The 23,648-nt window shown below is 52.8% G+C and carries 15 protein-coding genes and 1 tRNA gene; 6 read left to right on the top strand and 10 right to left on the bottom strand.

What is annotated here, in order from left to right; translation table 11 throughout:
• Positions 1 to 6: 6 nt before the first annotated feature.
• Positions 7 to 1,341, top strand: coding sequence for a 6-phospho-beta-glucosidase (locus MHH28_RS23975; protein WP_405106171.1), 1,335 nt, complete (start codon positions 7 to 9; stop codon positions 1,339 to 1,341).
• Between the two features lie 67 nt (positions 1,342 to 1,408).
• Here MHH28_RS23975 and MHH28_RS23970 read toward each other — a convergent pair whose 3' ends face one another.
• Both MHH28_RS23970 and MHH28_RS23965 read right to left on the bottom strand, forming a co-directional pair.
• Positions 1,409 to 2,128 carry a bZIP transcription factor gene (locus tag MHH28_RS23970; protein ID WP_405106169.1) on the bottom strand — a complete coding sequence of 240 codons (720 nt, stop codon included), beginning with the start codon at positions 2,126 to 2,128 and terminating at the stop codon, positions 1,409 to 1,411.
• A gap of 126 nt (positions 2,129 to 2,254) precedes the next feature.
• On the bottom strand, positions 2,255 to 3,070 hold the full coding sequence (locus MHH28_RS23965) for a helix-turn-helix domain-containing protein (protein WP_405106167.1): 816 nt from the start codon (positions 3,068 to 3,070) through the stop codon (positions 2,255 to 2,257).
• A 127-nt stretch (positions 3,071 to 3,197) separates the two neighbouring features.
• Between MHH28_RS23965 and MHH28_RS23960 the strand changes: the two genes are divergently transcribed.
• Positions 3,198 to 4,484 (top strand): Gfo/Idh/MocA family protein, encoded by a 1,287-nt coding sequence (locus MHH28_RS23960; RefSeq protein WP_405106165.1) that lies wholly within the window; start codon positions 3,198 to 3,200, stop codon positions 4,482 to 4,484.
• Between the two features lie 316 nt (positions 4,485 to 4,800).
• Here MHH28_RS23960 and MHH28_RS23955 read toward each other — a convergent pair.
• Positions 4,801 to 4,884, bottom strand: a tRNA-Leu gene (locus tag MHH28_RS23955).
• Between the two features lie 253 nt (positions 4,885 to 5,137).
• On the opposite strand from MHH28_RS23955, the gene MHH28_RS23950 reads away from it, so the two are divergent.
• Positions 5,138 to 6,928: a helix-turn-helix domain-containing protein gene (locus MHH28_RS23950; protein WP_405106163.1), complete on the top strand. Its 1,791-nt coding sequence runs from the start codon at positions 5,138 to 5,140 to the stop codon at positions 6,926 to 6,928.
• Between the two features lie 84 nt (positions 6,929 to 7,012).
• Here the strand turns inward: MHH28_RS23950 and MHH28_RS23945 are convergent, their stop codons facing one another.
• Both MHH28_RS23945 and MHH28_RS23940 read right to left on the bottom strand, forming a co-directional pair.
• Positions 7,013 to 7,918 (bottom strand): helix-turn-helix domain-containing protein, encoded by a 906-nt coding sequence (locus tag MHH28_RS23945; protein ID WP_405106161.1) that lies wholly within the window; start codon positions 7,916 to 7,918, stop codon positions 7,013 to 7,015.
• Positions 7,919 to 8,044: 126 nt separating this feature from the next.
• The gene (locus MHH28_RS23940) at positions 8,045 to 11,914 is read right to left on the bottom strand and encodes an S-layer homology domain-containing protein (RefSeq protein ID WP_405106159.1); all 3,870 of its coding nucleotides are present in this window, start codon (positions 11,912 to 11,914) and stop codon (positions 8,045 to 8,047) included.
• A gap of 231 nt (positions 11,915 to 12,145) precedes the next feature.
• Here MHH28_RS23940 and MHH28_RS23935 point away from each other — a divergent pair, with 231 nt between their 5' ends.
• Positions 12,146 to 12,538, top strand: coding sequence for a hypothetical protein (locus MHH28_RS23935; protein ID WP_405106157.1), 393 nt, complete (start codon positions 12,146 to 12,148; stop codon positions 12,536 to 12,538).
• Between the two features lie 107 nt (positions 12,539 to 12,645).
• Here the strand turns inward: MHH28_RS23935 and MHH28_RS23930 are convergent, their stop codons facing one another.
• The 3 genes from MHH28_RS23930 to MHH28_RS23920 all read right to left on the bottom strand — a co-directional run bounded on the left by MHH28_RS23930 (position 12,646) and on the right by MHH28_RS23920 (position 17,433).
• The gene (locus tag MHH28_RS23930) at positions 12,646 to 13,932 is read right to left on the bottom strand and encodes a LysM peptidoglycan-binding domain-containing protein (RefSeq protein WP_405106155.1); all 1,287 of its coding nucleotides are present in this window, start codon (positions 13,930 to 13,932) and stop codon (positions 12,646 to 12,648) included.
• A gap of 213 nt (positions 13,933 to 14,145) precedes the next feature.
• On the bottom strand, positions 14,146 to 16,956 hold the full coding sequence (locus tag MHH28_RS23925; RefSeq protein ID WP_405106153.1) for a glycoside hydrolase family 3 C-terminal domain-containing protein: 2,811 nt from the start codon (positions 16,954 to 16,956) through the stop codon (positions 14,146 to 14,148).
• Between the two features lie 285 nt (positions 16,957 to 17,241).
• Positions 17,242 to 17,433, bottom strand: a complete 192-nt coding sequence (locus tag MHH28_RS23920) for a hypothetical protein (protein WP_036691301.1) — start codon at positions 17,431 to 17,433, stop codon at positions 17,242 to 17,244.
• 167 nt (positions 17,434 to 17,600) lie between these two features.
• Between MHH28_RS23920 and MHH28_RS23915 the strand changes: the two genes are divergently transcribed.
• Both MHH28_RS23915 and MHH28_RS23910 read left to right on the top strand, forming a co-directional pair.
• Entirely contained in the window at positions 17,601 to 18,941 is a 1,341-nt protein-coding gene (locus tag MHH28_RS23915) for a putative DNA modification/repair radical SAM protein (protein WP_405106151.1), read from the top strand.
• The gene (locus MHH28_RS23910; protein ID WP_405106149.1) at positions 18,941 to 19,819 is read left to right on the top strand and encodes a TIGR03915 family putative DNA repair protein; all 879 of its coding nucleotides are present in this window, start codon (positions 18,941 to 18,943) and stop codon (positions 19,817 to 19,819) included. Before MHH28_RS23915 ends, MHH28_RS23910 begins: the two co-directional genes overlap by 1 nt.
• Positions 19,820 to 19,931: 112 nt before the next feature.
• Here MHH28_RS23910 and MHH28_RS23905 read toward each other — a convergent pair whose 3' ends face one another.
• Both MHH28_RS23905 and MHH28_RS23900 read right to left on the bottom strand, forming a co-directional pair.
• Positions 19,932 to 22,316 (bottom strand): phosphoketolase, encoded by a 2,385-nt coding sequence (locus tag MHH28_RS23905; RefSeq protein ID WP_405106147.1) that lies wholly within the window; start codon positions 22,314 to 22,316, stop codon positions 19,932 to 19,934.
• A 606-nt stretch (positions 22,317 to 22,922) separates the two neighbouring features.
• Positions 22,923 to 23,645, bottom strand: a complete 723-nt coding sequence (locus MHH28_RS23900) for a GntR family transcriptional regulator (protein WP_405106145.1) — start codon at positions 23,643 to 23,645, stop codon at positions 22,923 to 22,925.
• Positions 23,646 to 23,648 lie beyond the last annotated feature (3 nt).

The following is a 23,648-nucleotide window of genomic DNA, read 5'->3' as shown; positions in this document are numbered from 1 at the left end:
TTCATCTTGACAGCGAACCAAGGTCTTAAGATTGCCGTAATTGGCGGGGGCTCCTCCTATACCCCGGAACTGGTAGAAGGTTTCATCCTGCATTATAAGGAGCTCCCGGTCCGGGAGCTCTGGCTTGTAGATATTGAAGCAGGCCTGCACAAGCTGAACATCGTAGGCGCACTGGCGAAACGCATGGTGGAGAAGTCCGGCCTACCGATCAAGGTCCACCTCACCACTGACCGCCGCAAGGCGATTGCCGGGGCGGACTTCGTCAGCACCCAGATCCGTGTCGGGATGCTGGATGCCCGCGCCCGTGACGAGTCGATTCCACTGAAGTACGGCGTGATCGGCCAGGAGACGACTGGCCCGGGCGGCATGCTGAAGGCGCTGCGCACCATCCCCGTTATCCTTGGCATCTGCCGTGATATCGAGGAGCTGGCACCGGATGCCTGGCTGCTCAACTTCACCAATCCGGCAGGCATGGTCACCGAGGCGGTGCTGCGGTACTCCAAAGTGAAGAGCATCGGCTTGTGCAATGCCCCCATAGGCCTGATCAAGCAGGTATCGGCCAAATATGACGCCGCCCCTGACCGGATCTATGCCGAGTTCGTCGGCCTGAACCACCTGCACTGGATTACCCGCATTGATGTGGAGGGTGAAGACAAGCTGCAGGAGATGCTGGAGGATACCGCAGGCTATAGCGCGAAGAATGTTCCGGCCCGTGAATGGAACCCCGAGTTCCTGCAATCGCTGCACGCTCTGCCTTCTTATTATTTGAAGTACTTCTATATGACCGATGCGATGCTCGCAGAGCAGCAGGAAGCCGCAGCACAAGGCGGGAACCGCGCCGAAGTGGTCAAGCGTGTGGAGGAGGAGCTGTTCGCCATCTACAGCAGCCCGGAGCTGAACGAGAAGCCGAAGCAGCTGGAGCAGCGTGGCGGAGCCTTTTATTCCGAAGCGGCCGTGAACCTGATGCGCTCGCTCTACAACGGGACCAATGACATTCAGACGCTGAATGTGGCGAACCGGGGCATTCTTGACTTTCTGCCGGACGATGCCAGCATCGAGGTCAACTGTGTCGTGACTAAGACCGGCCCCCTCCCGCTGCCGCTGACCCAGATTCCGCCGATGGCCACAGGACTGATCCACGCCGTCAAAGTCTATGAGCAGCTCGCCATCGACGCCGCCGTCACCGGAGACCGCAGCCTGGCGCTCCAGGCCTTGGCCCATCACCCGCTCGTCCCTTCTGTGGAAGTAGCCATCGCCATGCTGGATGAGATGCTGGAGGCGAATAAGGAGTATCTGCCGGCCTTTTTCGGAAAAGCGGCTGCCCCTGCACCTGTCTTATAATTTCCTTCTTCTAATAAAAAAGCCTGTGCCAACCACAGATCATTCTGCGGCAGCACAGGCTTTTCTCTTATTTCGTAATGGTATAACGGTAGGTCTCGCCCCCGATGTTAAAGTCAGCATATAACGGCTTGCCGCTGGACTTCACTTCATCAGGAACCTCAGCCAGGAACACCAGAGTGCCGTTCTTCAGCGGTTCGATCTCTGACAGACTGGTATAAGTGAAGTCTTCCCCGCCCTTCTCTTCCATGGTATCAAAGGTACTATACTTGTATTTGTTGTCGTAGGTAACCTCCACCTCCGCTACATCCTCTGCATCCATGGCCTCACCTGCCAGGTTCTTCACTTTCAAAGTGATCGCCAGATAGGTTGTACCGGGTTCCTTGGCTTCATAGTAGGTGTAGAAAGATCCCGGATTGGACGGAATAATCTTCTTGTCAAAAGAGGTCCTGGTAATGGTATACTCACCCGTTCCATCGATAACCAGCGGCGTGCCTTTTACGATCAGCTTGTGTTCATCGCCGGAATCAGCCGCTGCGGGGCTGTCTCCGGTAGTAAGAAGTTCAGCCGTACCGCCCTCCTCTTCCGCTGTCACAGGCTTTACCAGGCTCTCCTTTAACATTTCATTCTGTTCTTTTAGGAATTTGTTCTCCTTTTGCAGCTCACTAATCTCTGTCTTCAGCTTGTCCATGTCTTCTGGTGCGGGACCCGCCGTGTCCGAGGAACACCCGGTTACAGATACGGCAAGCAGGGCAGCAGCAAGCCAGAGGCCCCCTGATTTCATTTTCATAACAAACCCCAATATTTGTATTTAATCCTTCACCATTATAAAGCCAACCCCGTGTCAAAAGATAGAAAAATATGTAACATTTTTGTTGTGATTGTCGAATGAAACATCGGATGCGAGCCGTAGTCGTCATCCCCTGTGCTGCTTGCGGTACTGGAGAGGGGAACGCCCCGTAATGGCCTTGAATTTCCGCCCGAAATGCGCAATGCTCTCAAATCCCGCCTCCGCCGCCACCCGGGTTATCGGCCTATCCGTCTGTGTGAGCAGCACCTTCGCCTCACGGATGCGCACATAATTCAGATACTCGATGATCGTGAAGCCGGTCGTTTGCTTGAAAATCCGGCACAGATACGTAGCGCTGATGAAGAACTGTTCGGCAATCCCGTCCAGACTCAGCTTCTCCGCGAAGCGGGTGTCCAGATACTCAATAATCCCGTACACCCGGCGCTGCCCCTCGCTCTGCTCCGGAGAGACCAGGGCGGGCTTCGCCCTCCGTATCCGCTCCAGCGTAATCAGCAGTTGCTGCAGCAGCAGCCTCGTATATTCGGTGCTCCAGAGCTGACCGTCCTTCTGTTCTTCCAGCATGGCCTGGAGCAGATCGGCGATTCCTCCCTGTTCGTGCGCCGTGGGCCGCAGCAGGAAGCTCTCCCCTCCGAACACATTCATCCAGCCCGGACCGGGAGCCACTGGCTCCAGATAGGCATCATCGAAGCTGATCAGGACCCGCTCATGCGGAAGGCTGCTTCCGCCGGTTGTGCGGTGCAGGTGATTTTTGTTAATGAACACGAGGTCTCCGGCCTCCAGCGCGTACATGCGGTTGCGGATATAGTAGTGCCGCTGGCCGGACAGCAGATAATATATTTCGTAGAAATCATGGAAATGGTCAGTATCCATATTGAAATGCCCGATGCGCTTCAGCTGCTCAATCTGGAAAATAGGTTCCACCCTGCATCAAGCCCCCTGCCAGGATAAGATATGCACACTTTTGAGTAAAAGAGACTAAATACCGTTCACTTTCTGCATTTTCTATACTATAAAATAGAATCAAATCCAAGTAAATGGAGTGATCCCCTTGTCCAAAAAGAAATATGCACTTGTCGGCACCGGCGGCCGGGCTGAATTTTTCTACGGCGCTCTTGTTACCGCTTACAACGAAACCTCCGAGCTGGTGGCCTTCTGTGATGTCAATCAGACACGGATGAATTTCGCCAATCATATGCTTACAGGCAAATACGATTACCATGAGGTGCCTACGTACAAGGCCGAGGATTTCGACCGGATGATCACCGAGACCCGGCCCGACTTCGTGCTGGTGACTACGATTGACCGGACGCACCACAAGTATATTATCCGCGCGATGGAGCTGGGCTGTGATGTCATTTCCGAGAAGCCGATGACGATTGACGAGGAGAAATGCCGGGAGATCTTCGATGCCATCGAGCGCACCGGCAAGAATCTGCGGGTCACCTTCAACTACCGCTACGCCCCGCATAACACGAAGATCCGCGAGGTCATTATGGACGGCGTGCTGGGGGAGATTCTGTCCGTGAACTTCGAGTGGCTGCTGAACACCCAGCATGGAGCGGACTATTTCCGCAGATGGCATCGCGACAAGCGGAACAGCGGCGGCCTCTTGGTGCACAAATCGACACATCACTTCGACCTGATGAACTTCTGGCTGGGGTCACAGCCGGACACGGTCTTCGCTATGGGCGACCTGCGCTTCTATGGCAGGGAGAATGCCGAGAAGCGCGGCATCACCGAGTTCTACCAGCGTGCTTACGGCAGCAAGGCTGCCGAGAACGACCCGTTCGCGCTTCACCTGGACCGTAACGAACACCTGAAGAGCATGTACCTGGATGCCGAACACGAGGACGGGTACCAGCGCGACCAGAGTGTATTCGGGGACAATATCAGCATCGAGGACACCATGAATGTCATGGTCAAATACAAGAACAAGACCGTCATGAACTATTCGCTTAACGCATATATGCCGTGGGAGGGCTTCATCATCGTGTTCAACGGCACACAGGGACGGATGGAGGTGCGGATTACCGAGCAGTCCTACGTCAATTCCGGCGGCAAAAAAGAAAACGAAGGCGCGCTGGAAGGCGTCAGCATCATGATCTATCCGCACTTCAAAGAGCCCTACCGCGTAGAGTTCGAGAGCGGCAGCGGTGGACATGGCGGCGGCGACCCGGTGCTGCTGAGCGATATTTTTGACAAAAAGCAGGAGGACCGCTTGGGCCGTGCCGCCTCGCACCAGGACGGCGCCATGTCGATCATGACCGGCATCGCCGCCAACCGCTCCATGAAGACCGGCCTGCCGGTGAAGATAGACGAGCTCTGGCGGGGGTAGGCAGCGTAGGACAGCGCCCGGTGTCCCGGTAGCGGTGAGCGATACTGCAGCAGCCCCCTTTTGAGAGGGGGCTGCTTAACGTTCCACTTCACGGTAGCGCGTGGAGGTGAATGTGGTTTTTCGCTTACGTTCAGCCGTTCAACCGCGTTGCAGCACCTTGTGTTCAGTTTTTCGCATACATTGGTCCGCGCCCTCACGATGGCACAATGTATTCGGTTTTCCGAATACATTTGGACCGTCCCCCCTTACAACTGCACATAAAAAAGACCCTTCATTATAAGAAGGGCCTTCGCTTGCATTACGGTTAAAACCATTATGCGGTCAAGAGGACTCGAACCTCCACGATATTGCTACCACTGGCACCTGAAGCCAGCGCGTCTGCCAATTCCGCCATGACCGCAAAGAAAACATTCAATGCAACGCAAGAAGTAATATATCATGAATTCTTCAGAAAAACAAGTACTTTTTATTTATCCTGGTTAAGGCGGGATACAGCCATATATGGAAGGGGTTAACTGGCGCATCACAGCTTGCCGCAACTTACGGTTGATTTTGTTATACAGCGTTCCCTACTCCAGTATATGGGTTATTTTGAGAGCTGAGATTATAATAGACCTACGACGTCGGAATCCATTATAGGAGTTGTATTGCACATGATCGTTAGCGAAAAAGTTGGCAAACGGATTGCGACCCTCCGCAAAACGAAAGGCTTGTCCCAGGAACAATTAGCGGAACTGCTCCATGTCAGCGCCCAGGCGGTATCCAAATGGGAGACCGGCAAGTCCCTGCCGGAGACGGCCACCCTTCCCCTGCTGTCCGCCGCATTGAATCACTCGATTGACAGCATTCTGCTGCCCCAGGAGCTTGTAGTGCTCTCTGCAATCTATACGGATGGACAGCAGGAGCTGGATGTTACCCAGCTTGTGAACCAGTTCGTAGCCTCGGACCGCTTAAGCTTAATCCCCGGGGAGCACCTCTTTCCCCACTCATGGACCGGCAGCCGCCTGAAGCTGCTGCTTGTTACCTACGAGACCCCTGACGGCATGTATTCGACCTTTGTGATGAAGGACCAGCCGCTTACGATAGATATCCATTCGAACGGGTATGTCTCAACCAGTGATGAGCTGCAGATTATTGCTGCGCATTATGGAAATGAACAGGCACACCGCAGCGTTGCGGCCAAAATGAAGCATTATGAGCATTTCCGGTGGACTCAGTTCACCGCCACACATGAGCTGTTTCCCAGTCCGATCGACTACGGGGGTGAAGACTACCTGCTGCTGGTCTACCTGAATGCAGATGGCATTCATGCCGTAAGCTGCGCGGAAGGCGAACAGATTCATTACAGCGGGGATCGAAGTCATCTCTATCAGACCCTCTCCTCCCAGGATCAATGCATCATTGAAGGGATTCCGCGGCTGGGCTTCGGACGGAGTCAGGATTGCTCCTGGGCAGGCGCTATGACGCTCGCTCTTACCGCCAGGGACATAGAGACCACCTACGAGCAGGTGATGGGCTATTCCGGAGCCTGCTGGAGGGTGGCTTTTGAACCGGTGTGGGATTACAGCGCTGCGGATGCCCTTGTCGTCTATGACTACTCTATCCCCGCCTGCAAGGCTTATGGACTAAGTGCCCACCGGGCCAACCGGTTAGAGCCGCAGCAGCGCACAGCCGAGAAGCTGGCGATTCTGGAGGATATCCGCCAAGGCAGACCGCCCCTTGCCATTAACCTCAGAGTAGCACCGGAGTGGGGAGTCATTACAGGATATCTGGCGGAAGGGGATGTGCTGCTGTGCCGCAGTTATTTTGACGATGAGACCTTCAGTGAACTTGAAGCTGATCCTGAATTCCAGGCTCATATGAGGATAAGCCAAGGGTATCTCCATGTGGATCAATGGCCTTACCGGATCATCCGGTTGGGCGAGCAGACGGCGGCCCCTTCTGCCTTGGAGAATCTGTATGCCTCGCTTCATATTAAGCTGGAATCGATGCAGCCTGAGACCCATGCCAACAGCTCTTATACATCAGGTTACACGGCGCTGGAGGTATGGAGCGAGGGACTGTTGGACCATGCTTGGTATGTCTCAGCAGACGATGAGGCCTTCAACCGCAGGTTATCGGTCAATCACTTCTGCATGATGGCCCTTGCAGATGCCCGCAGGAGCGCCGCCGCCTACTTACATGACTCTCTTCCGCTGGAGCATCACCCGCAACAACAAGCTGCCTTGGCGGAGATGACTGAGATCTACGGAGAGATGGCTGGTCTGCTGGATAGATACTATAAGGAGATGTCCGACCCGGCAGTTCTCCGCACAACCGGAGCTTCCCCTAGAGACAGCTGGACGACCCGGCAGCGTGAGCAGCAGGCAGAGCTGCTGGCGATAGTCGCATCACTGGAGCATCGGGGAGATGCTCTTGCACAAACGGTGCTGGGCCTCGCCTAAGGGAGCGTTGCTGTGTAACATAACAGGCAGCAGCTTAAGCAGAAGCGCCGGACGCTTTTGCTTAAGCCAGACTGCTGTTCGGAGTTAGTCTAATTTACGGACCGGCCGCAGCACCGCATACCCATAACCCTCCGGAAAATGCCGCTGATAATCCTGTTTCTCCTCTTCGTCCCACATATAGCCCATAACGGCAGGATCATAATTCCAGGCCACTTCCTCAACAATACGCATCACCTGACCATTATCCTGCAAGTAATCAAAGGGCGGATGAAAAAAGACCAGATACTCCGATTCAGGGATATCCCGGCACTCCATGCCCTCCGGAACCGCCCCGTCGTAGTCAGCCGCGACAAGGATACCATACAGATAGCCTTTGCGCCCTTCCTGAAAGAACCAGCCTGCCGTCTGGCCCAGTTGACCGGGAAGCGTATGGTGCGACATACTCTCCAGGGTTCCGGAGACCTCATCGCAATCATGCCCATTCTCCCAGAATCCTCCGTAATTGTTAGAGCCGATATCGCGGATGCCGATAAACTTATGCGCCGGTATGAACTCAAGCTTAATCTCCGCTTCCTGCAAATGCACCTGTCTCATTCTATCCCGCTCCCTGATCAAATAATGATAAGGAGAGAACACCTCGGCACGAATAGCCAGCGGAATCGGCTGTGGAGCCTTCCGGTAGGCATGGGGAGTGAGCTTGAAGGCTCTGAGAAAGGCTCGCGTGAACGCCTCCTGGGAGGAAAAGCCGAACTTCACGGCAATATCCAGAATGCGCGCATCCGTGTCCCTAAGCTCCAGTGCCGCCCGGCCAATTCGGCGCTGCCAGACATAATCCCGCAGCGTCATCCCGGTCAGCGCATGAAATTGCCTGGTACAGTAATACGGCGAATACCCTAAATGTCTCGACATCTCCAGCAGCGTAGGCGAAGCCGCAAGATCCTCCTCCAACCAGTCAATCATGCGCTGAACCATCTCATTCCATTCGTACATTGTTGTCCTCCTCCTTTCATTACTGATCTTAGCAGAGGCCTAGAGATTAGATATGACTTGAGTTGCAGTGTATTAAACATCTATTAAAAAAGACACCCGCAGGTGTCTTTTTTGATTCTATTTGTTCTAATTTACTGTGATTGTTAATAGTTCACTAGCTTCCTTGTAACCTTCTTTGGCAAACAGCCTAATAATCTCTCCAGATACAAGGGGATGGAAATATGTTTTAAAAGAGAATGAACCGTCACTTTGCACGATCTCTGAACCATAGACTTCATTATTTTCATTCATAAAAAAGATCGTTGTATAGACACCGTTACTCTTCACTGCTCCAGAGTATGTTCCTTGAATTGTTGCGTCTCCTGCATTGACAATACCAGTAACTACAGGTGTATCTGCTTTAGTGGAGGGTTCTATTGTAATATATAAAGGGTCGCTTGGCAGCTTTCCTTTTTCAGTGGCAATAACATAGATCCGATCCCCGCCATGCAAATAAGTAGACCATATTCCAGACTGCCAATATCCTGTGTTCATGTCTGAATAGGATCCTACATAGACTGGACGGCCATTTTCGTAAAATACCTGAATGACGGTACTTTTAGCAGCACTACCACTTAACTGTGTTGTATAACCGTACACTATATTGTTATTTAGTATAGGTTGGCTAGACTTATCTGTAAGTTCCACCGCTGTAACTTCAACAGCATCACTTATCAGCTTCCCCCTAGCATCAGCTCTAATGATCAGCTTATCACCAGGAAGCACAAGACGATCAGGAAATGATGGCATATACATATAGAATTCTCCCTGACTGTTTGCTTGAGACTCATGAAGCAGGGTACCATCATCAAAATATAAATAGACTTTGGCAAAAGGCTCTGCTGTCCCAGTAAATGTGGTTTCATTATATGCGTATACTGAAGATGTTACTCTTGGCACAGAAGTCGCTACTGTTGGAGCTATTACTGTGAAGACGAAGGGCTTACTCTCTTTTAGTAATGGTGCTTCGGCTGTAATTTGATATTGAGTATCACCAGTGAGTTTCACGTTCCAAAATAGAGCCGTACCATTAAATGTTCGAACTCTATCAATAACTGCACCATTCATATCTTTGAGAGTCACGTCTATATCATACTTATACTGCACAAAAGCTCTAAACTCCGTATCATCACTATACACCACACCAACCACTGTAGGAGTAGGTGTAACTGGTCTGCTGACTACTACGATCGGAACAGGCTTACTAATGAGTTTCTCATAGCCCTTGGCGGAAATATATAGAGTCTCCCCTACAACAGGACGCGGATTTAAAGGGACCGAATATTTTAAGTCGTATCCTTGATAGCTGATCTTTTGCTCTCCAAGAGTAGTTCCGTCCTCACGTTTGACAACAATGGTGGATTCTCCTTCAGCCGTGCCGTAGATTGCCCAATCATTCTCGTATACTGTCTCCGTTACAACCGGTTGTGCTGTTACAGCAGTAGGTACTATGACAGTAATGGAGGAAGGCCCACTCTTTCTTTTACCCTGCGCCTGAGCGTAGACCTTCAGCTTCTCACCCGCAGGTAAGGGTGCGGTATTCCACAAGAAGATGTCAAACCTATTGCCATAGCTACTAGATTTCCCAACCATCGTTCCATCTTCACGGGTAATTGTAATCTCAGCAGATGGGTCTTCTATAGTGCCTTTAATCCTATTGGTATCCTCGTACACCACGCTGGTCACTACAGGCGCCTTAGTCTGCGGCCGTTCGACTACTTTCACCTCAAACCGCTTGCTGGACCAGCCGTAATCCGTATATAAAGTCACAAAGACTTTATCATTTCCCTTCAGTTGCAAGTCAGGATTGAAATAATATAAATCGATGCCAAAGAACATATCGTATTTACCGGCAGGGGTATTAAGTGGCTTCCCATTCTCAAGCTCGATCTTAACTCTGAAGGGCACACCCAAACCTTGGACGCTGCCTCTAATGTAAGCCAGATCTGTATAAGTAATTGGATCAACCTCAGCTTCAGGCAGCTTCTGTATAACTGTGAGATCTGGCAGAACCAGATTTTCACCTGCTTCTACAGTAAATTCATCTGTATAATAGGTGTACGGGGAGAGAGGCATAAGTATCACATAAGTCCCCGGTACCACATTGTCAAAAGAAAACTCTCCGCCTTTTCCAACGATAGCCGTATAATTCCCCCGAGTATCCTTCGCTCCTCTTAGATAGATATGAAGGTTGTAAGCTGGAAGCGGCTTGGTCTCCGTATAAGGCTGAATAAACAAACGCCCACTCACAGTCACATTTGCCTTAGGCACAGTAATCGCTTCAGATAATACAGGGCTTCCACCCTTATAAGATACGGAGTATACCGCCAGCTGCTCAGCCTCACTATTCGCTATCGAAGGAATTGTAAGCTGAACTGTTGCTTTATTGTCAAGCAGCGTAACCAAAGTTACATCAACCTTATGGAATTCGCCATGATTAACCTGTTCGAGAATGGCGAATTCAGCAGCATCCGGCAGGTTGTCCAGGTTCCGGTTAAATTGGACTTCTAACATGCCGTTTGCAGCAGTAATTCCGGTTACAGCCAGCGCCGGTACAGGAGTTGACCCGTTGCCACCGCCTGTACCTGGATCAGGAGAACCCCCGCCACTACCGCCGCCTGGGCCAGGGTTAGAGGAGCCTCCACCACCGCCACCAGTTGCAGGTGCAGCAGGCTGTTGTTCTTTTGGCAGCTTAGGGTCAGGTACGCCTTCAGACAATACAATGCCTTTGACTTGGCCCTCGCCGGAGATTGTCAGCTTACTCTTCATTTCCAGCTTTTCGATAACAACATTCTTGCTGAAATTCAGAGTTGGGATTACCAGGTTTTCTTGGATAAGCAGGTTAGCTATGCTGCCCGAGAGAACTTTGAACTCTTTGAGGCTGCCGCCTACAGAAACCTTCTTAAAGTCTCCGGCAAGCATCACTGTCCGCTCTGATGACGATACTTGGGCATTAGGAAGCACGGTTACATTCACAAAACCATCGCCGGTAATATCCTTCTCCTCAATAACCGCGCTGGATAGAATCTGTACGTCCTGTACAGCACTTGTACCCTCAGCTACAACTCTCACCGCATTATTCAGCCTATTCACAGATACGGTGTTTAGTTTGCTGTTCCGGATATGAATACTGTTGCTGCCTCCGCCTTCAATACGTGTTACGCCATCTACTTGAACTTGTTCAAGGTAGGCGTTCCCATCTGCCACCTCTTTAGCAATGACGAGGTCACCCCGGATATGCATATTGCGGAGCGTGACATTGGAAGCTGCAATTCTTACATTATGCTGTACTGTGCTAACTGCGGACTCTCCAAAAGTACCTGTCTGATCATAGACCACTGTACTCAGTGCCAGCGCCTTCTTAATGACCACTACAGTCTCGGCACGGGTCATATTGCGCTGCGGTTGGAAGGTTCCATCCGCATTCTTGCTCATGATCCCCTGATCCAGAAGATACTGGACAGCGGGTTTGCTCCAGGCAGGGATAAGATTCGCGTCCTGTGCAGAGACTGAGCCCGTTGCCTCTTCACTGTCAAAGCCCAATATTCTGGATATGATCACTGCGGTTTCCTGTCTTGTAATCTGCTTATCAGGACGGAAGGTATTGTCGCTGAAGCCGCTGATGTATCCTTGAGCGGTAGCTTTCTGCACTTCTATGTACGCAAAATTCGCTGGCTTCAGATCCTTAAAGCTGATAGCCTTCGTATCAGAATACTTAAACGCTCTGTTCACGAGTGCTACGAACTCACCTCTGGATACTTCAGCCCCCGGCCGGAAGGTATGATCGGGATAGCCGGTAATGAGTCCTTGATCCAGCCATTCCTGAATATCGGACTCAGCCCAGTGCCCTTTGATGTCTGACACCGGCTCTGTACTTGCATAACTGCGGGCAAATGGTAATAGAACAAATAAAATTACTATGAAGCAGGCATTTCTAAGAAAACGATGGATAGCCAAGAGATTAGGTCACTCCCCAATAGAATTAGAACCGGGACTAAAGTCATGATTTTTCACTCCAAACCCAGTACTTCAGGGTAATTCTACAAGCATATCCGTTTTCCTTTTTTTCACTGTAAAAAATTCTCTCAACCCTGTTCAAATAAAAATCAGCAGAACTCCATACCCGCACAAGCCGCCTTCCAGGTTCTGAGTAAAATAGAGTAATTAGAACAGTGAGGTGAATGACGAATGGCTAATTCAACAAAACTCCGCAAGCAGGCACAGCGGCTGAAAGGCCAGCCGGTCTGCATCACGCTGCATAACGGGCGGTCTTATGTCGGCTGGATTACAGACCTGAATCAGGAGGCGGTGATCCTGTCCAGACCAGGCACACGTCCAGGCCCGAAGTCTAAACGGAGAAGACCCTCCAAGGCTGTGCATAAAGCAAATGTCTCCAGCTTCATGCCCTTATTAGGCTCGCTCATGGGCGGGGGAGGCGCGGCTGCAGGTGCCGGGGGTCTGGGACGGCTCATGGGTATGTTCGGCATGGTGCAAAAGGCGATGCCGATGATGAAGATGGGCTACAATATGATCAAGTCGATCCGGCCTTTCCTGGGCGGCCTTAAGGGCTTAATGGGCTAACCGGACCTTCTGCGCACTATCGAAAAGGCTGTGCTTCCTGCTAAGGAGGCACAGCCTTTTTCTATAACGTTCCTTCATGCTGTAACGATGGAGGGGAATGTGGAGAGCTATTTTTTGACCACCTTGAAGTTATCCTCAAGCAGCAGCCAATTCTGCGGAAAAGGCAGGCCCAGCTTCCAGTAGCTGATGCCCCGCAGACCCAGCTCCTTGATCAAATCGAACTTGGCCTGAATGGAGCGGGCATCCTCGAACCATACTGTATGCTGCCGCCCTTCATCATCGGTGTAATTGAAATGCGGCGCCTGGGCTCTATAGTCATATTGAATGGCTGCATTCCTGTTCCTTGCCAGATCAATAGCCGCCTGCGGACTGAGCGCTTTGGCATATTGCCCGCCCGCTACGTAAGGTAACGTCCAATCATAACCGTACAGATTCTGGCCCATCATGATTTTACCGGCAGGCATCTCACTTGCTGCATAGGTCAGCACCTGACGGACAGGCCCGATGGGCGAGACAGGCATCGCCGGCCCTCCGCTGTAGCCCCATTCATACGTCATAATAATGACGAAGTCGGTCACCTCGCCGTGGACCTTGTAGTCATGCGCCGTATACCAGGCCCCAACCTGTGTTGCACTAGTCTTGGGAGCCAGGGCAGTAGACAGCAGGAAGCCCTCCTTGTGAATGACCCCTGCCGCTTTCCGCAGAAAAGCATTGTACGCTTCACGGTCCTCCGGCCGGAGGAACTCCATATCAAAGTGGATATCCCGGAAATTTAGCCGCTTCGCTTCCGCAATGATGTTCTTCAGCAGCCGGTCCTGGACCTCCGGGTCGTTCAGGATGATGCGCCCCAGCTCCGAGCTGAACTTGCCCTCCTCCAGATTCGTCACGACCATCATCAGCGTCACCTGATGCTCTGCGGCAATGGCGGCCAGGCCGTCCAGAGGCGGCGGCACCAGCGTTCCGTCCCGCTTGATCCGGAAGCTGAACGGTGCGAGATATGTCAGCTCAGGAGCGGCCTCACGTGCCGCCTTCTGCAGCGGCTCGGAGACACTCTCCCCCCGGGGCTCCACGTACGCATTCACTTCCGCCTGCCGCCTCGGTCCAGGAGGAAGATATAGACGAAGCCCGACCTGCAGCGGCTGATTCAGCGTCAGCCCGTTCACCTCCGCAAGTTCGCTGGGCTTCAGGCCGAACCGCTTGGCGATGCTGTAGTAGCTGTCGCCCGGCTGCACCCAATAATACTGCCCGGCAATCGGGATTACCAGCGCCTGCCCTGCCACCAGCCTTCCCGGCGCAGAGAGCTGATTCGCCTCAGTTATCGTATCAGTGCTTACTCCGTAGGCCTGCGCAATGCCATACAGCGTCTGGCCCGGCTGCACTACATGTATTTGCATACGTTCCTGCCATCCCTTCATAGTAGCCGTTTTATCTCTATTTTATTCGGCGGCTCTGCGGGTATGCGGATTCAGGCGGATTCAGGCGAGATCGATCAGGATACGCCCGGAACCTATTGTATTTGCAAAAAGACACCCCGGAGGGTGCCTAGCTGTTGATGCTATAGAGGGTACTGATGTTAAGCTTAAGAATACCGCGCTGCGCTGTGCTTTTTACACCCGCTTGAATTCAATCCACTCAATCTGCAGGCCGGGCTTGACGAAGTCCAGCTTCAGCTCATACCGTCCGGCTTCCAGCTCCACCTTAACCAGCTTCTGTCTGATCCACCGGCCTTCCGTCCCGTTCGTCTGAATGGTGGTTACAGGTTGTCCATTCAGGGTCAGGTTGCAGGCGCTCTGCGCAAGCTCAGGCTCAGGGGACATGATGCTGACAATAATGCGGTACTGGCCCGCCTCATCCGCCTGAATGTAGGTCGGCCCGGACACAGCAGGAGTTACCTGTGCGTTCTCGCTCAGCACCTGAATCTGCCCGGACGCGATAGCCGGATCGGCCTTGAACGTATCGACCGCTTCAATTATCTCGTGCTTTCTGGAGAATACCGGCGCCTGCATGATGAATTCGCAGATGTTGATCGCGCAGCGCTGAAGCTCTCCGCGGGTGAGTGTACCATTCTCCAGAGATGCGAGCGTATTGTCATCGTAAGCGTTGACTTCCGCCCCATAGTTACTAACAACCATGTACAGATCGTTCTGGGCGCGAACCATCCAGTTCGTATTCTTACGGTCTGCCGGTCCTCCGTTCACCACATCGTTCATGATAGCCCACCAGTCGGTCATAACGATCCCCCGGAAGCCCCATTCACCGCGAAGCAGCGTGGTGTTGAGGTCATAGTTGGAAGCCGCCCAGTGCCCGTTCACCGGATTGTAGGAGGTCATGATCGAGTTAGCCCCGCCCTGCTTGACTGCGATTTCGAAGCCCTTCAGGTAGATCTCACGAAGCGCGCGTTCCGATACGACAGCATCGACCTTACTGCGGTGCTTCTCCTGATTGTTGCAGGCAAAATGCTTCAGCGTCGCATTAGAGCCGCCCTTCATAATTCCGCGTGTGCATGCGGCAGCGAAGATCCCCGAGATCAGCGGATCTTCGGAGAAGTATTCGAAGTTACGCCCGTTCAGCGGGCTGCGCCGGATATTCAGCCCCGGTCCCAGCAGCGCATCCACCTGGTTGCGCAATAACTCCTGGCCTTCCATAACATACAGTTCTTCCACCAGCTCTGCATTCCAGGTGGCGGCAAGCAGGGTGCCAATCGATACTTGGGTCGCCTTCGCTCCACTATCCATACGGATGCCGGAAGGGCCGTCCGCTGTGGCTGCAACCGGAATGCCGTAGCTGAACAGGCTGTCGCTCACGCCCCCGAACGCCGAAGCCGTACCCGGAGTAACCAGCGGGCTGCTCATCCCTTCGCCCCGGACAATCGCCGCCAGATCATGGTCACTGAGCTGGGCAATGAAGGTGCTCATGCTGACTTTGCCGTCATGGACATCTCTCAGGGTATGTCCCTGATTACCGGTCTGCGGAAGCTGCTGCGGCAGATTGCGTTCAATCCGCTCTGCCAGATCCACCTTGCGCGTTGGCACCTCAGACGAGGCAAGCTCATACGAACCGTCTGCTTTGCGGGCGCCCGGCTTCATCCGCATGAAGCTCTCGGTAGGTGCCATAGCCTCTTGCAGTTGTTCCACGACCTTAAGCTCATCCAGCACATAGCCTTCTTGTCCATCCAACAGCACTGCCGATACCGCTTTGACACTGGTTCCTGCATAGAAGCGGTACGTTCCGGCTTCCAGCACATAAGCGGAAGGGTGACCGGTCACTCCGGCGTCATCATAAGAAGCCACGGCATGGAGCGGGAAGCTCACGGTAAGGCGCTGAGACTCACCAGGCTCCAGGAGCTTGGTTTTGGCGAAGGCTGCCAGCGCTTTGGCCGGTTGGCCCAGCTGTCCCTGCGGCGCTTCAACATACACCTGCACTACTTCTTTACCGGCATATACTGCTCCCGTATTCGTTACAGTGACGCCAATTTCAATCTGCGGCTCACCCGCGTGGTTCACCAGCTTCGCTTCCTCCGGCTCCAGCTTGAAGGTCGTGTAGGAGATCCCGTAGCCGAATTCATACTGCACCTTGTCGGGACAGAAAGTCTCGAAATAACGGTAGCCTACATAGATATCTTCCTCATACAGATTCTTGAATTCGTTGCCGTAGTTCCGTGTGGACGGGTAATCCTCAATGGAATACGCAATGGTATCCGTCAGCTTACCGCTTGGCGTGACCTCTCCGGCCAGTACATCGGCAATCGCGTGGCCGCCTTCCATACCGCCATGCCAGGAATAGATCACGGCAGAGATAGGATTCACATAGGCAGGGTCATTCACCCAGCTCATATCCATAATGTTGGACACGTTAAGCACCACAATCGTCTGTTCAAAATGAGCCGTCACCGCGACAAGCATCGCCTTCTCATCTTCCGTGAGCCGGTAGCTGCCTGCGGTATCCGCATTATCCTGATCCTCGCCCGCCGTACGTCCAATGACCACAACCGCCTTGCCTGACTGGCTTCTTGCCTGTTTCACCAGCTCGTCCGTCAGCGGCATTTCCTTCTGGTTCCAAGGCTCAGCAGCCCACACTTTCCCGCCGTCGTCGAACGGGTTAAGTCCGATCCAGGCCTCGTAGGCTGCAGCCAGCTCTTCATTTACGCTAATGTTCTTCTTGCTGCGCAGTCCATCCAGCAGATTCGTCGTATAGGCCACGTGAACGCTACCGCCCGATCCTGTCCCGCTGCGGTAATAATTCACCTGTATTCTGCCAAAAACAGCAACGCTCTCACCGTTACCCAGCGGGAGCACCTGTCCCTCATTCTTAAGCAGCACCGCGCCTTCAGCAGCTACTGTCCGGCTAAATTCTGCAAAACCCTCTAGCGGCAATCCAATATTCTGTGTACTCAAGTGGGTTTCCTCCTGTATGTTCATTTCCCAAGTTGTGGGTTGATTCTATAGATAACGCCCCTCCCTCCGGGGATGTGCGTTACCTTGAATCTGTATTGTTCTTCATATAGCATATCCTTCTAAGAATATAAGCTCCAGCCCTAATATACAAGCGCCGCTTGCCGGGCCGCCGGACTATGCACCTGTGTGCATAATTTTTTTTAGTAAAAAAGACATCTGTAATAAAAAAGACACCTGTGCGGGCGTCTTTCAAGCCTGTTCCTATGCAACCGCTCCGCCTGATGGATACGGCCGGATCTTCTATTTATTTTATCTGCGGCGGCGGCCCTTCATCATGCGGTTGTACATAATAAGAGCAGCAACGATCATGCCCAGCATGGCCACACTGCCTGCCGATTCCTGCGACATGCCAAACATCAGGCACACACTTGTCACTAACTGTCTTGTCAGCAGCGCAACCGCAATCAGCATGATGGGCCGCCATATGTTATATCCTCTCACTTCCGCAACACTCCTAACCCGATTTTCAGTAACCGTATGATTCCTCATTCCATGAACCATCAGTTTCTATTATAGCACAAGAAGGAATACGCATACATTTCGCCGGAGAGGAGGGGGATTAATTACGCTTTTGACAAGAACGTATGTTCGGTATATAATGCTCTCATATGAGGGGGATTGAGACCGTGGATGTCATGGAGAAACTGGAGATTCTGACCGCTTCCGCCAAATACGATGTGGCCTGCACTTCAAGCGGTTCTGACCGCAAGGGCCAGGCCGGGTCGCTCGGCAACACCTCCGCGATGGGCATCTGCCACAGCTTCGCCGCGGACGGGCGCTGTATCTCGTTGCTGAAGGTGCTTATGACCAACGGATGTGTATATGATTGTGCGTATTGCATCAACCGCAAGTCTAACCCTATCCGCCGGGCCGCCTTCACCCCCGAAGAGATTGCGGATATTACCATGCAGTTCTACCGCCGTAATTACATAGAAGGGCTATTCCTTAGTTCAGGCATTATGCGCAGTCCGGACTACACCACCGAACAGCTGATAGCAGCGCTGGAGCTGCTGCGGAATGTGTATCATTTCAACGGCTATATACATGTAAAAGCCATCCCTGGCGCTGACGAAGCCCTGCTGTCCAGATTGGGCCTGCTCGCTGACCGCATGAGCGTCAACATCGAGCTGCCCTCGCAGGAGAGTCTCGGACGGCTCGCTCCCGATAAGAGCAAGGTATCCATCCTGAAGCCAATGGGGCTGATTACGAACCGGATCAAGGAGAACCGCTCCGACATTGTCAGATATCAGCATGCACCCCGCTTCGCTCCGGCCGGGCAGAGCACCCAGATGATCGTGGGGGCAACGCCTGATACGGACTACCAGATCCTCAATCTGACGGAAGGCTTATACCGCAAATACGCACTGAAGCGCGTATTCTTCTCTGCCTATACCCCGGTAGTAGAGGACTCCCTCCTGCCCGCTCTAGACACCAAGCCGCCGCTGCTCCGAGAACACCGGCTCTATCAAGCCGATTGGCTCTTGCGCTTCTATGGCTTCAAGGCCAATGAGTTATTGGATGAGGCCGTGCCGAACTTCAACCCGCTGCTGGACCCCAAGTGCAGCTGGGCCGTTAACCACCGGGAGCAGTTCCCCGTTGAGATCAACCGCGCCCCGTATGAGATGCTGCTGCGTGTACCCGGCATCGGTGTGAGAAGCGCACAGCGGATCGTGAAGGCCAGACGGGCCGGATCGCTTGATTATCATGCGCTGAAGAAGCTCGGGGTTGTCCTGAAGCGTGCCCAGTTCTTCATCACCTGTAAGGATAAACCGCTGGAGGGGCTGAAGGTAAGCGAGCATACCCTGCTTCGCTCCCTCATGTCCGGGCAGCAGCTGCTGCCTAATCAGCCGCCGCAAGTTGAGCAGTTAACGCTGTTCGACGACTTCAACCTGTCGGCCCTTCCGGCAGCGGGCGGATGGGACATACTCAAGAAGGGGGCGAAGGCCTGATGTTCAAGCCCTCCGCACTGGCGTATACCTATGATGGAAGCTTCGAGGGTCTGCTGTGCTGTGTATTTGAGAGCTATGCCTGGAAGGAGATTCCGCTGACGATTCATGCTGACGGCGGGGAACAGGGTCTGCTGCTGGAAGCGAAATGGATTGAGACCGACATGGACAAGGCAGCGCGCGTGCTGAAGTCCCTGCCGCTGCGGATCGGCCGCGAAGCCGAGGAGCTGGTCCGCCTGGGCTTCTGGAGCTGCGCCCCCGATAAGGAAATGCTGCTGCTGAATTTCCTGTATCTCGGTTTCCAGCATGGCCGCAAGGTGATGAATATGCTGGCCGACGACACTGTCAATGCACTGATGAAGGCCGTTCAACAGCTCCGGCATGAAGCACATCTGTATACGGGATTCGTCCGCTTCTCTGTCTACGGCCCGGTCATGGCCGCAGTGATTGAGCCGCAGGGCTATGTGCTGCCTGTGATCCGGGAGCACTTCTGCGACCGGTTCCAGGGGGAGAGCTTCATGATCTACGACCAGACGCACGGGGCTGCGCTGATTCATGAGCCCGGACGGGAAGCCATCGTGCCGTTAAGCGGGTGGACCCCGCCTGATCCCGACGAGACGGAGGAAGCTTACCGCCGCTTATGGACCGGCTTCTATCACGCCATCGGCATCAAGGAGCGCCGGAACGACCGGTTGCGCTCCTCTAAGATGCCGAAGCGGTACTGGAAGCACATGGTGGAGATGAACGGCGGGGACGGCATGCCTGCACTAACCGCAGCGCAGCGGAAGAAGGCATTGCAGCCGGAGGTCCCCGCGATCCCGGAGGTCCGGGAGACTCCCGCCCCTTCGGCTGTACTCCAGCTGATAGATAATCCTATCTAATTCAGAACCAACCTCGGAAGACACAAAGAGCGCCCCGCTGCCATCAACATGGCTAACCGGAGCGCTCTATTATTCGAGCCTACTATAATAAATTATATTATACGCCTAACGCTTAGTTCAGCGCCTTCCACACCCAGTTCTCAACCTCTGGAAGGTCGATGCCTTCTTCACGGATGTACGCGTGATGCTTCTTCACGATGGCATCCATCTCGTCAGCGATGGCCTGGTATTTGCTTGCATCCGGCAGGCTGAGTACTGCTTCCTTCGTGAGGTCGAAGCGGTCCATCTGGTTGAGGACACGCATATCGAACGGTGTAGTGATGTCGCCATTCTCGCGGTAGCCATGCACATGCAGGTTATGGTTGTGGCGGTCGAAGAACAGGTCTTTGATCAGCCCTTCATAGCCGTGGAAGGCGAAGATCACCGGTTTATCCTTTGTGAAAAATTGATCAAACTCCTCGTCAGATAAGCCGCGCGGATCAAGCTTCTGGCTTCTCAGCTTCAGCAGATCGACTACGTTGATATAACGGATTTTCAGTTCCGGCAGCTTCTCATGCAGGATCGAGATGGCCGCCAAGGCTTCCATGGTAGGTTCCGTACCGGAAGAAGCGATGACGAGATCCGGCTCCCCGCCTTTATCGGTGCTGGCCCAGTCAATAATCTTGAGGCCCTTGGTCACCAGCTCCTGAGCTTCGTCTGCCGAGAACCACTGCGGACGCGGATGCTTGGAGGAGACGATCAGGTTGATCTTCTGGCGGTCATTCAGGATCGTATCGAAGACAGCCAGCAGGCTGTTCGCATCGGACGGCAGATACTCACGGATGAATTCAGGCTTCTTGTCAGCCAGATGGCCAAGCAGACCCGGGTCCTGGTGGGTGTAGCCGTTATGGTCCTGCTGGAAGACAGTCGATGTAGCGATTACGTTGAGGGATGGGATATCCTCTCTCCAGGTCTGGTCTGTTGCCTTGCGCAGCCATTTGAAGTGCTGGGTAATCATCGAATCGACCACGCGCAGGAACGCTTCATAGCTGGCGAAGAATCCGTGGCGTCCTGTCAGTACATAACCTTCCAGAATCCCTTCCGCCTGATGCTCAGACAATTGTGAATCGATGACACGGCCATAAGGAGCCAGGAATTCGTCTTGAGGCTCCTGGATGGCATCCATCCATTGGCGCTTGGTGACTTCAAATACAGGTCCCAGACGGTTGGACATGGTCTCATCCGGTCCGAAAATACGGAAGTTGCGGTTCTCCTCGTTGAGCGTAACCACTTCTTTGAGGTATTTTCCCAGCACGGCCATATCCTGCGCAATCACTTGGCCCGGAACAGAATTATCCAGCGCGTAGTTGCGGAAATTCGGCTTGTGCAGATCTTTGATCAGCTTGCCGGCATTGGTTACCGGATTCATCCCCATACGTCTGTCGCCGGTTGGCAGGATCTCCGCCAAATCAGCGTTCAGACGGCCGTTCTGATCGAACAATTCTTCAGGTCTGTAGCTGTTCAGCCATTCCAGCAGTGCCGGGGCATGCTTCATATTCTTCTGATCGACCGGAATCGGCACCTGGTGGGCGCGGAAGGAGCCTTCATTCGGTACGCCGTCCCAGGATTTGGGACCGGTCCAGCCCTTAGGGGTACGGAAGACCAGCATCGGCCATACAGGACGCGTGGTGTCGTTATTCTCACGGGCATTCTTCTGGATTGCAGCAATTCGCTCTACAATGGTATCCAGCACCTTAGCCATTTCCGGGTGCATCAGATCCGGGTTCTCACCTTCGACGAAGAACGCTTCCCAGCCATTCCCTGCAAAATATGCGGTTAATTCTTCTCTGCTCATCCGGGACAGGATGGTCGGATTGCTGATTTTGAAGCCGTTCAAGTGCAGGATCGGCAATACCGCCCCGTCTGTAATCGGGTTGATGAACCGGTTGGAGAGCCAGGAAGCGGCCAGAGGACCGGTCTCTGCTTCGCCGTCACCTACAACCACAGCCGAGATCAGATCAGGGTTATCGAGAATCGAACCTACGCTGTGCGACAGGGAGTAACCCAGCTCGCCGCCTTCATGAATCGATCCAGGTGTTTCAGGAGCAGCATGGGAGGCTATGCCGCCAGGGAAGGAGAACTGCTTGAATAATTTTTTCAGTCCAGGGATGTCCTGAGTGATCTGCGGATAGATTTCGGTATAGCTTCCGTCCAGATAAGAGTTCGACACCATAACCTGACCGCCATGGCCCGGACCTTCAATATAGAACATGTTGAGATCATATTTAGTAATCACGCGGTTCAGATGCGCATAGATGAAGTTCTGCCCCGGGATCGTGCCCCAGTGTCCGATCGGCTTCACTTTTACGTCTGCGTCCTTGAGGGGTTCTCTTAACAACGGATTATCCTTCAAATAGAGCTGACCTACGGAGATATAATTGGTTGCGCGCCAGTACGCGTCAAGCTTTGCCAAATACGTTTTAGAAGAATAATCCACCTGTGCGGTTAATAATCCCATGTCTTCCACTCCTAATTTTTGTCTTTGTATTTTGAATGTATCACTTCTACAGTTACATCATACATCGGGATTTTTGAAATTCAATCTTTTTAACAATTGATACGGTCCAATATTGTGAAATTTTGAACATAGTATGAAATTCGCTGCAAATCGCGCACAAAATGATCTTCATTTTTATATATATGGATTTATTTGTTATATAAAAAGGATCACCCTAAAGGATGACAGCTGGGTTCCTTGCGCCCTTTAACCGGCTCACACATCTGTGGCTAGCTTTGTGTTCGGTTTAGCGCGAACACAATGTATGCTGTTTTCCACATACATTCAGGCCGCGTGCCTGCTTCCAACCACAATGTATGCTGTTTTCCACATACATTCAGGCCGTGTGCCTGCTTGCGAACACATTGTATGCTGTTTTTCACATACATCGGGCCATGCGCCTGCTTACGTACACAATGTATGCTGTTTTTCACATAGATTCGGGCTCCTCATCGTAAAGAGCACTTTGTCGCGGAGACATAGAGCATAATTTCCTAAACAAAACAAAGACCGGGACTCCTCCCGGCCTGCTATACATCCAGTTATGCTATTTACAACGTCCACCCGTTAATGCACAGACACGAATGTGTTAAACTTCAGATACTCATAATGGAAGCGCATATGCGAGAATTCAAACGGCGTGCCGTTATCCAGGAAGAAGATCCCTTCCATAATGCCTACAGGCTCATTCTCCTTCAGATGCAGCAGCTCCTGGTCCTCGGGCAGCGAAGGCTCGGCAAAAATAGACAAAAAGGATTTGGTCACCGCCAGGTTGCGCGTCTCCTCCAGATAATGAAAAATCGACCCCTCGATAATCGTCTGGTCGAGATTTTGCACAATTTTAATTGGAATATATCCCGTCTCAATCATGAAGGGCGCACCTTCAAACAGACGCAGACGCACGATCTTATACACGAAATCATGGGGCATCAGGAACAAATCCCGCTGAAGCTCCTCCGTGGGCCGGATGACCTCGAAGCTCAGCACCTTGATCTCCGGCTTCTTGCCGTGCATCTGGAAGTTATCCGACACCCCCAGATTAGAGCCCTCGTAATTGAAGATCGAATCGTTCTTTATGTATAGCGGATTGATGAAGGTGCCTGAGCCGCGTTTCTTGAAAATAATGCCCGAGCTCTCCATCTTCATCAGCGCACGCTTAATGGTACTGCGGCTGACCTGATACGCCTCGCTGAGACTGCGCTCATCCGGCAGCTTCATATCCGCATACTGCCCGGCAAAAATCTTCGTTTTGAGATCAGCAATAATCTGCTTGTAGACAAATTGGGTCATGGG

Source organism: Paenibacillus sp. FSL K6-1217 (genome assembly GCF_045040735.1).
In the GTDB taxonomy this organism is placed as follows: domain Bacteria; phylum Bacillota; class Bacilli; order Paenibacillales; family Paenibacillaceae; genus Paenibacillus_AQ.
This window is presented reverse-complemented; position numbering and strand designations above follow the sequence as displayed.

Excerpts from the sequence above, each read along its gene's own strand:
- MHH28_RS23915 (WP_405106151.1), top strand. The coding sequence starts at position 17,601 with ATGAGGGGGATTGAGACCGTGGATGTCATGGAGAAACTGGAGATTCTG.
- MHH28_RS23930 (WP_405106155.1), bottom strand. The coding sequence starts at position 13,932 with ATGCAAATACATGTAGTGCAGCCGGGCCAGACGCTGTATGGCATTGCG.
- MHH28_RS23905 (WP_405106147.1), bottom strand. The coding sequence starts at position 22,316 with ATGGGATTATTAACCGCACAGGTGGATTATTCTTCTAAAACGTATTTG.
- MHH28_RS23935 (WP_405106157.1), top strand. The coding sequence starts at position 12,146 with ATGGCTAATTCAACAAAACTCCGCAAGCAGGCACAGCGGCTGAAAGGC.
- MHH28_RS23900 (WP_405106145.1), bottom strand. The coding sequence starts at position 23,645 with ATGACCCAATTTGTCTACAAGCAGATTATTGCTGATCTCAAAACGAAG.
- MHH28_RS23970 (WP_405106169.1), bottom strand. The coding sequence starts at position 2,128 with ATGAAAATGAAATCAGGGGGCCTCTGGCTTGCTGCTGCCCTGCTTGCC.
- MHH28_RS23910 (WP_405106149.1), top strand. The coding sequence starts at position 18,941 with ATGTTCAAGCCCTCCGCACTGGCGTATACCTATGATGGAAGCTTCGAG.
- MHH28_RS23950 (WP_405106163.1), top strand. The coding sequence starts at position 5,138 with ATGATCGTTAGCGAAAAAGTTGGCAAACGGATTGCGACCCTCCGCAAA.
- MHH28_RS23945 (WP_405106161.1), bottom strand. The coding sequence starts at position 7,918 with ATGTACGAATGGAATGAGATGGTTCAGCGCATGATTGACTGGTTGGAG.
- MHH28_RS23925 (WP_405106153.1), bottom strand. The coding sequence starts at position 16,956 with ATGAACATACAGGAGGAAACCCACTTGAGTACACAGAATATTGGATTG.